This window comes from Idiomarina piscisalsi, assembly GCF_003987095.1.
Lineage (GTDB): Bacteria > Pseudomonadota > Gammaproteobacteria > Enterobacterales > Alteromonadaceae > Idiomarina > Idiomarina piscisalsi.
Genome location: NZ_PIQA01000006.1, coordinates 77,267 through 90,303 on the forward strand (window position 1 = coordinate 77,267; position 13,037 = coordinate 90,303).

Consider the following 13,037-nt stretch of genomic DNA (forward strand, 5'->3'; position numbering starts at 1 on the left):
CAATGGCAGGCTTGATCCCTAAAAGCTTTATTCACGACTTACTCGAAAGAGCAGACATTGTTGAAGTTGTTGACAGTCGCGTGCCGTTAAAAAAAGCCGGCAAGAACCATCAGGCCTGTTGTCCCTTCCATAACGAAAAATCGCCATCCTTCACAGTCAGCCAAGACAAGCAGTTTTATCATTGCTTTGGGTGCGGTGCTCACGGTAACGCCATCGACTTTCTAATGGAGTTCGATGGTCTTCAGTTCCCGGACGCCGTTGAAGAACTGGCAGGTTTGTTTGGGGTGCAGGTACCCAGAGAAGAGCCGGAAAACCCGCAAGCGGCGCAGAAGAAGCAACAGCAAACTCAGGACGATGTCGCGATAATGAATCAAGCGGCACGGTTTTATCAGCATCAGCTGAAACATCATGCGCGTTCGGAGCAAGTTATTGGCTACCTGAAAAAGCGTGGTTTGAGTGGCGAGACGGTTAAGCGCTTTCAAATAGGTTATGCTCCCGACGACTGGGACAGCTTACTTAAAACCTTTGGGAAAGGTGCTAAGCAGCGTCAGCAATTGCTCGAGCTGAAACTCATTAACCGTAACGAGAAAGGTCGTCATTATGATTTTTTCCGCGACCGGGTTATGTTTCCTATCCACGATCGGCGCGGGCGGGTTGTCGGTTTTGGTGGACGAATCATTGAAGGTGACGGACCTAAGTATTTGAACTCACCGGAAACGCGTTTGTTTCATAAAGGTAGTGAGCTCTACGGTTACTGGCATATGCAGCAAGCTGTGCGCCGACCAGATCAAGTGGTGGTGGTTGAAGGTTATATGGATGTCGTTGCGTTGTCTCAGGCGGGCATTGATTATGCCGTTGCATCGCTGGGCACAGCAACAACAACTGAACAGTTACAGCGTTTATTCCGTACCTCGCCGCGCGTCGTTTGTTGCTACGATGGCGACCGAGCGGGGCGAGACGCCGCCTGGCGTGCGTTGGAAAATGCGCTGCCGTTATTAAAGGACGGTCTGGACATGGCTTTCTTATTTCTGCCGGAAGGGGAAGATCCAGACTCCGTTGTTAGAGATAAAGGCAAAGAAGCGTTTGAGCAGGCCTTAACTCAAGCGAAGCCTTTTACTGAATACTTTTTTGAACACTTGCAGGAAGGTATCGACGTTAGTACTGACGCCGGTTGTTCGCAGTTGCTTAGCACGGCCAAACCGCTGATTGAGAAAATAGCGAGCGGTTATTACCGAGATTCATTAATGCAGAGGTTGGCGGAAATACTGCGGCGTGAGACATCGCAGTTAGAGCGGCACTTTGATAAACCCAACCAAAGAAGACCCAAATCTGAGTCAATAAAGATGACGCCAATTAGAAAGGCGATATCCTTACTGCTTCAGTATCCGCAGTTGGGCACTAAAATAGCGGTTAAAGAAGAACTGCGGGCACTTCAGCTAAATGGCGTTGAGTTGTTTATTGAGCTTCACAAACAGTGTGCGAATAAGCCAATGACAACAGCGCAGGTACTTGAGAGCTGGCGCGACAGTGACTATTACTCAGCTCTGCAAAAGCTAGCGCTTTGGAATCATCAGCTCGATGAAGAAAACATTGAGCAGGAATTTTCTGATATTTTTATTTATTTGATAGACCAGTATTTCGAACAAAGAGCAAACGCACTCTTGAAAAAATCGCAAGAGGGCGCATTAACTAAGGTAGAGCGCCAAGAATACCAGACAATTATACAGTACTTAAACAAGGCGAAATAACACTTGCTAGTCAGCCTTTTCTAGCTTAAAAGACTGAATTCTGTTATACTGTCTGGTCATTTTGGGTATTCTACATTCACAGTCATGGGTGGAACGTCTGTATGCAGCAGAGTCGGCAATCGCAACTGAAAGTACTTATTGCGAAAGGCAAAGAGCAAGGTTTTTTAACTTTTGCTGAGGTTAATGACCATTTACCTCAAGAAATTGTAGATTCCGATCAGGTTGAAGATATTATTCGCATGATCAACGACATGGGCATCCGTGTCTTTGAGAGTGCGCCGGACGCCGATGACTTGATGATGGCCGAGAGCGCAGCCGACGAAGATGCTGCGGAAGAAGCCGCTCAAGCCCTTGCGTCGGTCGACAGCGAAATTGGCCGAACGACAGACCCAGTGCGTATGTATATGCGTGAAATGGGTACCGTTGAACTGCTGACTCGTGAAGGCGAAATTGATATTGCCAAGCGCATTGAAGAAGGTATTAACCAGGTTCAATGCTCTGTGGCGGAATACCCTGAAGCCATTAACTTCCTATTAGAACAGTGGGACTCTTACGAAGCGGAAGAGTTACGCTTAACCGATATCATCTCTGGATTTATTGACCCGGAAGAGGTCGATGAAGCGCCTGTTGCTGCAACACACGTTGGTTCTGAACTACCAGAAGAAGAGCTGGAAGACGAAGACGACGATGCAGACGAGGATGATGAGGAAGAGTCAGATACTGGCATCGATCCGGAATTCGCTCGCGCCAAGTTTACCGAGCTTCGAGAGCAGTACGAAGCAACTCGTCAGGCTATTGCCAAACATGGTCGAGATGGAGCCGATGCCCGCGTTGAAATTGACAAACTAAGCGATCTGTTCAAACAGTTCCGCCTGGTACCAAAGCAGTTCGACCGCTTAGTTAAAGACATGCGTTCAATGATGCAGCGTGTACGTGTGCAAGAACGTATTATTATGAAGTTAAGCGTTGAGCAAGGCGGCATGCCTAAGCGCGACTTTATGAAAGCCTTTGCCGGTAACGAAAACAGCATGGCATGGGTAGATGCGCAAATTAGCTCAGGCGAGAGCTTCGCAGGAACAATGAAAGAAACACGCGACGAAATTGAGCGTTGCGTGAATAAGTTGGTCGATGTTGAGAAAGAGACCGGCTTAACCATCGGTAAAGTAAAAGAAATTAACCGCCGTATGTCTATTGGTGAGGCGAAAGCCCGCCGTGCGAAAAAAGAGATGGTGGAAGCCAACCTGCGTTTGGTTATTTCAATTGCGAAGAAGTACACCAACCGTGGCCTGCAATTCCTGGACTTAATTCAGGAAGGTAACATCGGCTTGATGAAAGCGGTAGATAAGTTCGAATATCGCCGTGGTTACAAGTTCTCTACCTATGCTACGTGGTGGATCCGCCAGGCAATTACTCGTTCAATTGCGGACCAGGCTCGTACTATCCGTATACCGGTTCATATGATTGAAACTATCAACAAATTGAACCGTATTTCGCGTCAAATGTTGCAGGAAATGGGCCGAGAGCCGCAGCCGGAAGAATTGGCTGAGCGCATGATGATGCCGGAAGACAAAATTCGCAAAGTTCTAAAAATTGCAAAAGAACCGATTTCAATGGAAACCCCTATTGGTGACGACGAAGATTCGCACTTGGGTGATTTCATTGAAGACAACACGCTGGACTTACCTATCGATTCGGCGACGTCTGAGAGCTTGCGTAACTCAGTGCGCGAAGTGCTCGGCGGCCTTACCGCTCGAGAAGCGAAAGTCTTGCGTATGCGTTTTGGTATTGATATGAATACTGACCATACTTTGGAAGAAGTTGGTAAACAGTTTGATGTAACTCGTGAACGAATTCGTCAAATTGAAGCCAAAGCATTAAGAAAGCTTCGCCATCCAAGCCGCTCTGAGCAGCTTAAATCGTTCTTGGATGAGTAAGATATTCTCTGACACAGGAGGCAGCATGGGTAATAACCGTGACAATTGGCCGAAACGTATTATTGACTCGCATTTGCATATTTACGATGACGAGTTTCCGCTAATTGAAAACCAAGGTCATATCCCTGAGCCTTTTTATATTGATGATTATCGGAATTTAACACGTGGCCTGCCTATTGAAGGCGGTGTTATTGTGTCGGGTTCATTCCAGGGCTTTGAGCAGCGTTATTTGAAAGCCGCACTGGAAAATTTGGGTGACAACTTTGTAGGCGTGACCCAACTACCAGGCTCTGTGAGTGATGAAAAGATTCAGCAACTGAACGAACACCGCATTCGTGGCGTTCGTGTGAACCTGAAGCGCGGTGTTCACCGCGACATTGAAGGTATTGTTGAATTTGGTAAGCGTATTTGGGATTTAGCGGGTTGGCATTTGGAAATTTACGTCGACAGCCGCGAGCTTGACGACATGGTGCCTACGCTGCTGAAGTTACCGAAACTTAGCGTTGACCACTTAGGTATGGCTAAGTCGGGCTTATCGCAAGTGCGTCGTTTAGCCGAAGGTGGCGTAAAAATTAAAGCCAGCGGTTTTGGTCGCACAGAAGTCAATGTGGCTGATGCTGTTAAAGCGCTATATAAAACTAACCCAGATGCTTTAATGTTCGGCACCGACTTACCAGGTACCCGCAGTAACCGTTCGTTTGAGCCTTCGGACATTACAACCATTGTGAATGCGTTGGAAAGTGCCGACGGTGGTGCAGATGCTGTTGATAAAGTGTTTTATCAAAATGCACGCGACTTCTACCAACTTCCTTAATAAGAGCGAGTGACGCAACGTGCAGTCACTCGCAAGCCACACCCGCACTAATCGCTGGTTCGCTATCGCTATTATTGCGATAGCGATAGGTGGTCTGCTGCTGACTTATTGGCAGTCATCCGGTCAATTAATCAGTCGAACGACAAGCAGCCTTGAGCAAACCTGCGCGGCTGTTCAGCGAACTGTTAGTAACCTCTATCCCTCTTCTGAAAGTAAGCAGCAAGCGGTTAGCAACCCCGAGCTTTTGTATCAGGCTATTAGCGAGTCTATTCGCAATAAGGAATACACGCTTGGCGGCTTTTGGCACATTGAAAATGGATTCATGGGCTACGCGGTAGCCTCTTCACGTGGTAACTCGCAAGACAGCCAGTTAGCCGGAGCTGTCCAACTGGCTATAAGCTCCGCAGCCCGAAAGGCAATTGCTGATAATAAAGCTGCTGCAAATGTCACTGAGCAGCTGCCTATACGTGTCGTGGTGGCATGTCCGGAAAAACAGCACGCCGGGCTTGCCATATGGCTTAGTCACCCGATACAGCCGGTACAGAATTATTTTAGTGTCACTGCAAGCGTGCTATTTGTGTTGCTGGCATTAATTGGTGTTGCCATTATTGTGCGAGAGTCAGCGTTTAATCGGCGTTGGCACAAAGAGCGTGATCGCATTGTGAATGACGCTGAAGATACCAGTAAAGCTGTTTCTGTGACCTCTGAAGTAGGTGAAATACAGCCTTTCCTTCTTTTGTTGTATCAAGCACGCCAACAAGTACAGGCTGCTGAGCGAGAACTCGAGAAAGAAGCTGACAAGCTTCGCCTTGCCTCTGAAAAAACCTTAGCCGGTCGCATGGCACGTTCAATGGCGGCATTAGCTTTGAATAATTTGGAGAATCTCGAGAAGCGGTTAAGGGACAGTGATAGCGCTGAACTGAAACCTAAAGTACAAGAGCTTGTGAGCTTGTTCGAAACCTTCTCACAGCTGTCGCCAGACATGCAGGGGCTTGATAAAAGCGACCTCGAGCTAGAGGCGTGGCTGCAGGATATTGCGGATTATCATGAAAGCTTTTCAGGTGAGAAGAACATTACTGTAACCTCTATTGCCGATGATAGCGTACGCGTCACGATTAGCCCGTTAGTGTTCCGTTTTGTTTTCGATTACTTATTACGGCATGTTGTGAGTTTTATACCGGTGAATTCCGAAGTGCTGATACAGGCAAATATTGAAGGCGACTTTGTGAATGTGTCCGTGTGCGACGAAAATAACGGCGTAGTCAAGAAAAACTTAGGTGCTATGTTCGAAACCGATGACGTAAACCCGGATGCATATGGCGTTGGTTTAAAAGTGGTCAAAGACGCGATAAAAAGTCAGGGCGGCGACATAAATTACGAAAAACTTGAAAAAACATCGCGATTTAACGTGCTGATACCCATGACAAAAGGGTAAAAAGTTCGTATAATCTGCGCCGCTTTCAAGCATTCCAACCAGAAATGGCCCCTTAGCTCAGTGGTTAGAGCACCCGACTCATAATCGGTTGGTCCGCAGTTCAAATCTGCGAGGGGCCACCATTTTTAAATGACACCCTCAGGATCACAGGAATTTCTTTGAGGGGACCACACTCTCTACAAGCCTTTTCTTATTGATTCAAATCATGTCTAGGCCGGGCAATACGGGTTAAATTTACTCCCAAACGTTGTATTATGCCGGCATGTTATGAAATCTTCAGGAAAGTATCATGCCAATCGATATTAATAGCCGTTACGGTCTTAACCCCGCACATAGTGAAGTCGTAGACGCATGTAAGACTATAAAGCCGTGTAAAGCACTTGATATGGGCTGCTCAAATGGGCGTAATGCGTTATACCTGAGTCAACTCGGTTTCGACGTAACCGCAGTAGACAATAACCCTGACGCCATCAATATGTTGCGGCAAATTGCCAGTGAAGAGAACCTCGATAATATCGACGCCAACATCTACGATATTAATGATGCGAAGCTAACTGACGAGTATGGATTGATAGCCTGCACGGTAACTTTAATGTTTCTTAGCCCTGCGCGCGTTGATGCGGTTATTGAGAATATGCAATCTCGCACGATGCCTGGCGGTTATAACCTAATTGTCTGCGCAATGAACACGACGGAAAACCCATGCCCGGTTCCGTTTCCTTTTACCTTTCAAACAGGGCAGTTGCGCAGCGCATACGAGGGCTGGGAATTACTCAAGTACAATGAAGATGTCGGCACTATGCATAATGGTGCAAAACTTCAGTTTGCAACGATGCTGGCGCGCAAACCTAGTAAGTAAAAAGCTTCGGGGTTAGTTAGAGCTTTGACTCTTGTGAGTATTCCGATGGCCAACGTAGTGTGGACCATCGGTCAGTAAGGGCTCTACTATCGCTTTTCCCGCGTCAGTTAAGCCTAAAAGTCATAGCTTAACGACAAGCGGATGTCACGGCCGGCTTCATAAGGACCAACGACGGTAGGGAATACCTCGCTGTAATCACCAACACTTGAATGGTCAATGTAGAGCTCGTCTAATAAGTTGGTCACTGCTAGATTAACCGACAAGTCGTTAGTAATATCCCAGTTACCGTAAATATCAAGTACGGTATAACTGGGTTTATTCAGCGTATATAACGAGTCGACCCAGCCATTTTCGAGGGCTTGGTGCAGAGTCTCGATACGAATATCATTCACGTGCGTTACGTTAAAACCAATGCTCACATCACGGTCAAGAAAGTAATCGGCACCAAGTACCAGGGTACTACCCCGAGTATTACCTAAGCCATTAAACTCATATCCGTTTAAATCAACAGAGTCGTAGTTGCGACTGTATAAATTTTCACGTGGTTTAAGCTCGGCGTCTGCATTGGAGAACCCCAAATACATATCGACGTTGTCCCACCGGTAGGCCATATTGAGTTCAATACCGGTTGATTCGACATCTCCAATGTTGTTGTAAATTGACGCGCCGCCAAAACCACTGAAGATAACGTCGTGAATGGTTGACTGATAAACACTCAGTTTGGCGTTTAAGCGACTAGCGCTGTACTCAATTGACGCCTCGATATTTTCAACCGTTTCTGGGACTACATTACTGCCGACGACAGGAACATCGGATCCGTCGTACAAGTATTCATCTAACGTAAAGCCGTCACCAATTTCTTTACCTCGAGCGGCTTCAGCGTAGCTTAGCCCAAGTTTCCAGGCATCAGAGACTCGGTATGAAAGGCCTGCGTTCAGGCTCAACTTACTGTCATCTAATCCGGCTGCAGAGTCAGTTACTGGCTCGCCATAGTACTCATCAAGAAGAATGCGTTGTTGAAAATCATAATTGTCGTAACGCACACCATAACTTAGCAAAAGGTCGGCGGTGATATTACTGTGTGCTTGCGCATAAATGCCCATTATGCTGCTTTCTTCCGCGTTTTCTGCCGGGCCGTTTGCGGGGCCGCTTTCGACGTCGTCTTTACGGTAGTCGACACCATAAGTGAAGCTATGATAAAGCGTGTCTGTGGTGTTTCGGACGTCGAAACCTTGCGTGTCGATGTCAGCAAGCCAGTCAAAGCGCCCGCCACGAAATGACGAGCTGGTTTGATAAGCCGTGGCCTCTAAATAAATCCATTCGCTATGGTCAAACCGATAATTTGCAACGTAGGTGTCGCGTTTTGCCGCACTGGGATACAGCGGCGTGCCCTCTGGAACAAACCAATTGGGGCGAGCGGAAAATTGGCCTTCTTCATCGCGTTGTTCGAAGCTTAACGACACATAATGTTTATCTGTTACTTCGCCGCTGGCTTTGAAAAAAGCGAGATCCTGGTCTGCAGCGGTACCGTAAATATTATTACCGTTACCGTCTTCCATGGTGTTGCGATCAACCGTGCTGTAATAGCCTAAAAGACCAAAAGACGGGTTCAGCTTACCGTATACGGTGCCACTGTATCGCGTTCCGTCATTGGAGAAGTAACTCGCCTTTAAGCGGCCGCCAAACTGCTCGTTTTCATTTAATAGATCTTGTGCATCTTTGGTTTTAAAGCGAATAGCACCACCAATAGCACCAGGTCCACTGGTGGCTTCACCAGCGCCCGCTTGTACGTCAATTTGTTTTAGTAAGTCGGGGTCTAAGGTCACACGACCGATATGGTGAAAAAGGGTAGAGGTTTGTTGGGCACCGTCGACGGTCACATTCAGATAGGCGTCTTCAAGGCCGCGTATATAAATTTTCTGGGCAACGCCCACTGAGCCACCGACGCTAACTGAGGGCGATTCGCGAAAAATATCAGCAAGATCGTTTGCCTGGAATTGTTCAATATCTTCTGCAGTAACACTAAAGTTGGTTGCGGCGCCCACCACCGAAATTCGTTCAATAGCACTTTTGTCTGGCTGCTTTTGCTCTTCCGTGCTATTGGTTTCAGCCGCTTTTACAAAGCCTGTACCACTCATCATGACGCATGCCACGCCAGTTAAAACGAACTTATTCATTATTCCTGCCTTCCTTGTCCTTTCCGATAGCGAATAGCTATGTTGTTTAAGTTAGAAAACATAGTAATGATAATGGTTCGTATTTGCAATTTATTTTAGTCAGTTTCTTCGTGTCATTAAACTGCAATGAAAACCCGTCTAAAATGTAATAATTCTAAGTGGATCAACCTTAATTAGGTGTGAACATGGCAAACCAATTGGTTAGAGAGATAGATTTAGGCGGCCTCGATTAAGTGCAAAAATCGGCACCTGCTGCAACCTGGCTAACCTTCCTTATCATAGCCGTTATCGCTGTGCTTGGGCTAATAAGCTGCTTCGGGCTTGTTGGCTTAGCGGCTATTGCTTAGCCGCTCTTTCAGCCCGAGCACTATGTAGCTTTTTATAGCTGTCCAGCAGCTTCAGATGACGGTCGATGCCTTCCAATTGCATATTGGTTGGCGTCAGGCCGTAGAAGCGTGTGGTGCCTTGTACGGAGCCAATAACCGCTTCAATCACGTCTTCACCGTACATGCGGCCTAAATTATAGCGATAATCATCTAGCTCTAGTTCGTCATCCAGCGTAATTTCCAGTACGGCTTCAATCGCTCGGTAGAACAGCACGCGCTCTGGCGTGTTGTCGTTATACTGGAGAAACATTTCAACGTACTCTTGAGCGTCTTCATGACGTTGCAGTGCCAGATAAATAAGCAACTTAAGCTCTAAAATAGTGAGCTGACCCCATTCGGTATTTTCATCAAACTCAATACCAATCAGCGTAATAATATCCATGTAGTTGTCGAGCTGGCTGTCTTCTAATCGCTCCACTAAATCTTCCAGCTGCTCGTCTGACAGGCGGTGCAGGTTCAGAATGTCCTCACGGTACTGCAACGCGATATTGGTGTTATCCCAGACGAGATCTTCAACTGGATATACTTCGGAGTAACCCGGAACTAAGATGCGGCAAACCGGAGCGCCCAGGTCTTCGTGCACCATAATGTAGGCTTCTTTGTCCAGTTCCTTCAGAATACCGAACAAGGTGTCGGCCTCTTCTTCATTGGTTGGGGATGCAAAGTTCCACTCTACAAATTCAATGTCTGATTTAGCGCTGAAAAAGCGCCAGGAAACGACACCAGAGGAGTCAATAAAGTGTTCGACGTAATTGTTTGGCTCGGACACCGCCATAGAATTAAAGGTTGGCGGTGGTAAGTCGTTCAGTCCTTCAAAGCTGCGACCTTGTAATAGCTCTGTTAAGCTGCGCTCTAATGCCACTTCAAAGCTCGGGTGTGCGCCAAAGGAGGCAAATACGCCGCCGGTACGTGGGTTCATCAGCGTCACACACATAACCGGGAATTGTCCGCCAAGTGAAGCGTCTTTTACCAATACCGGGTAGCCTTGCTCCTCAAGGGCATTTATGCCGGCAACAATATCAGGGTATTTATTCAGAACGTTTTGCGGCACGTCGGGTAGGGTAATCTCGTCTTCAATAATTTGTTTCTTAACCGCGCGTTCAAAAATCTCTGACAAGCACTGCACTTTCGCTTCCGCCAATGTATTTCCGGCGCTCATACCGTTACTTAAGTACAAGTTCTCAATAAGGTTCGACGGAAAGTAAACCGTTTCGCCATCGGAGTGGCGCATGAACGGTAATGACACAATGCCTCGATCGACACGTCCTGAATTGGTGTCAATTAAGTGAGAGCCGCGTAGTTCGCCTTCAGGGTCATAAAACTCGCGCGTTCGCTCATCGAGTATTTCTTCCGGTAGTTCATCATTTGGCCCGGGCTGAAACCACTTTTCTTGCGGGTAATGAACAAAGTCGGCATTGGCAATTTCTTCACCAAAATACTGGTCATTATAGAAAAAGTTGCAGCTTAAGCGCTCAATAAATTCACCCAACGCCGAGCATAATGCACTTTCTTTGCTGGCGCCTTTGCCGTTGGTAAAGCACATGTGCGACGCGGCGTCACGAATATGCAGTGACCAAACGTTTGGCACAATGTTGCGCCAGGACGCCACCTCTATTTTCATACCCAAGTCAGCTAACAGCTTGGTCATGTTGTTAATGGTGTCTTCTAAAGGCAGGTCTTTGCCTTCAATGTAGGTTTTCTCGTCACCGCTTGGGTCAATAGTGAGTAATGCCTGAGCGTCCTGCGTGATGCTTTCCACAGCTTCAACGTCAAATGCCAATTCGTTCTCAATAACCCGCTTAACCGCACAGCGCTCAGCTGCACGAATAATGCCTTTGCGATCTTTCTCGTCGATGTCCGCCGGCAACTCAACCTGAATTTTAAACAGCTGTTGATAGCGGTTTTCCGGGTCGACAACATTGTTCTGGGAAATGCGAATGTTCTCGGTGGGAATGTCGCGCGCATCGCAATAAAGACGAATAAAATGTGCGGCGCACATGACCGATGATGCTAAGAAGTAGTCAAACGGACCGGGCGCAGAGCCGTCGCCTTTATAACGAATAGGCTGGTCAGAAATGACGGTGAAGTCATCAAACTTCGCCTCAAGGCGCATGTTTTCGAGAAAACGAACATTGATTTCCATAGAGAGGGACTTTCGCTTGTAAATAGAAGAGCTAAGAAAGTGCGGGATTATCCCACACTTTCAGTTATTGATCATTATCGGCGTAGCCACTGCCATAGGCGGAGTTACTCAAAGTCGCTGGCGCTGTGGCGTTCGCGTAACTGCTCGCTTTCTTCGCCCCAAACTTTGTTCACACGACGGCCGCGTTTTACGGCTGGACGTTCGTTTATGCGCTTCGCCCAGGCCACCACGTTTTTGTACTCGTGTGCTTGTAAAAACTCTGCGGCTTCATAAACTTCGTTTAATACTAATGCGCCGTACCACGGGAAAATGGCCATGTCGGCAATGGTGTAGTCGTCGCCGGCAATATAGTCGTTGTCTGCGAGTTGCTTATCGAGCACATCGAGCTGGCGCTTTACTTCCATGGTGTAACGGTTAATGGGGTATTCCAGTTTTTCTGGCGCATAAGAGTAAAAATGACCAAAGCCACCACCTAACATAGGTGCGCTGCCCATCTGCCAGAATAGCCAGTTTAAACATTCGGTACGTTTGGCGGGCTCTGTCGGCAAAAACTCCCCAAACTTCTCGGCCAAATAAAGCAGTATGGACCCTGACTCAAACACCCGAGTTGCTGGGGTTGTGGAATTATCGAGCAGTGCCGGAATTTTTGAATTCGGGTTTATCTCTACAAAACCACTGCTGAACTGTTCGCCCTCAGTAATATCAATAATATAGGCGTCGTATTCGGCAGCATCTATGCCTTTTTCCAGCAGCTCTTCAAATAAAATTGTGACTTTCTGTCCGTTCGGCGTTGCCAGCGAATACAACTGATGCGGGTGCTTACCCACAGGTAATTCTTTGTCATGCGTAGCGCCGGCCACAGGACGGTTGATATTGGCAAACTTACCACCGCTTTCCTGGTCCCATTTCCACACTTTAGGTGGTTCATAAGTGTCAGTTGAAATGGCATCCTTCATAAATAAGTACCTCATGTCAGGTGATCGTTATGGCGTCGGTGCATGGGTCGCCAATAAAATGATTGTTGTCTATGCTTTAAGCTTTTGTTTCACTAACTGCATTTCAATGTCGGCTTTTAACTCTTTTCGCAAGCCCAGCATAAATACAACTTCGGTCACGACAAACAACGGGCCAACGGCTAAGCCCATAATGTCGTCAACAAAAGCCGGTTTGCGACCTTCGAAGTAATGGCCAATAAACTGGAATACCCAACCGACAACGAACAAGCCAATGGCCCAACTGAGCCATAGTTCAGTTGGCATAGCCGCAAAGCATCGGCCGGCAGCCAGCGCAAACCATAGCAAAACCGTCATAAGCAGGCCTAACGGGATATCCAGCCGAACATAAAAAATAATCGACAGAAAAACGGCAACGCTGGCAGGCGTAATAATCATAAACTCCATGGGCAAAACTGGCCGCGAAAGCAGCGTTAAAATACCCACAACAATCATCGGAATACCAATTAAATGCGTTGCGACGTTCTTACGGTTACGATGGTAAGCGGCGTATTGAGCTAAATGTTCGGCAATTGTTTTCATAGCTTT

9 protein-coding genes and 1 tRNA gene are annotated in these 13,037 nt (G+C 47.2%); 6 read left to right on the top strand and 4 right to left on the bottom strand.

The window, feature by feature from the left end:
* Positions 1–2 precede the first annotated feature (2 nt).
* From dnaG to tehB, 6 genes are all read left to right on the top strand, one after another.
* The gene (dnaG, locus tag CWI73_RS08425) at positions 3–1,748 is read left to right on the top strand and encodes a DNA primase (protein WP_126752370.1); all 1,746 of its coding nucleotides are present in this window, start codon (positions 3–5) and stop codon (positions 1,746–1,748) included.
* Positions 1,749–1,849: 101 nt separating this feature from the next.
* Entirely contained in the window at positions 1,850–3,682 is a 1,833-nt protein-coding gene (rpoD, locus tag CWI73_RS08430; protein ID WP_126752371.1) for an RNA polymerase sigma factor RpoD, read from the top strand.
* A 25-nt stretch (positions 3,683–3,707) separates the two neighbouring features.
* Positions 3,708–4,496, top strand: a complete 789-nt coding sequence (locus tag CWI73_RS08435) for an amidohydrolase family protein (protein WP_058577032.1) — start codon at positions 3,708–3,710, stop codon at positions 4,494–4,496.
* Positions 4,497–4,515: 19 nt separating this feature from the next.
* On the top strand, positions 4,516–5,931 hold the full coding sequence (locus CWI73_RS08440) for a histidine kinase (protein ID WP_126752372.1): 1,416 nt from the start codon (positions 4,516–4,518) through the stop codon (positions 5,929–5,931).
* A gap of 46 nt (positions 5,932–5,977) precedes the next feature.
* A tRNA-Ile gene (locus tag CWI73_RS08445) sits at positions 5,978–6,053 on the top strand.
* A gap of 167 nt (positions 6,054–6,220) precedes the next feature.
* The gene (gene tehB, locus CWI73_RS08450; protein ID WP_126752373.1) at positions 6,221–6,790 is read left to right on the top strand and encodes a tellurite resistance methyltransferase TehB; all 570 of its coding nucleotides are present in this window, start codon (positions 6,221–6,223) and stop codon (positions 6,788–6,790) included.
* Positions 6,791–6,903: 113 nt separating this feature from the next.
* Here tehB and CWI73_RS08455 read toward each other — a convergent pair whose 3' ends face one another.
* The 4 genes from CWI73_RS08455 to CWI73_RS08470 form a co-directional block, all read right to left on the bottom strand.
* Positions 6,904–8,967: a TonB-dependent receptor domain-containing protein gene (locus CWI73_RS08455; RefSeq protein WP_126752374.1), complete on the bottom strand. Its 2,064-nt coding sequence runs from the start codon at positions 8,965–8,967 to the stop codon at positions 6,904–6,906.
* A 336-nt stretch (positions 8,968–9,303) separates the two neighbouring features.
* Positions 9,304–11,496, bottom strand: coding sequence for an OsmC domain/YcaO domain-containing protein (locus CWI73_RS08460; RefSeq protein ID WP_126752375.1), 2,193 nt, complete (start codon positions 11,494–11,496; stop codon positions 9,304–9,306).
* 104 nt (positions 11,497–11,600) lie between these two features.
* Complete coding sequence (yghU, locus tag CWI73_RS08465) at positions 11,601–12,452, bottom strand: glutathione-dependent disulfide-bond oxidoreductase (RefSeq protein ID WP_241968875.1); 852 nt, start codon at positions 12,450–12,452, stop codon at positions 11,601–11,603.
* A gap of 69 nt (positions 12,453–12,521) precedes the next feature.
* A complete protein-coding gene (locus tag CWI73_RS08470; RefSeq protein ID WP_126752376.1) occupies positions 12,522–13,031 on the bottom strand; it encodes an Mpo1 family 2-hydroxy fatty acid dioxygenase in 510 nt (169 codons plus the stop codon).
* Positions 13,032–13,037: the final 6 nt, after the last annotated feature.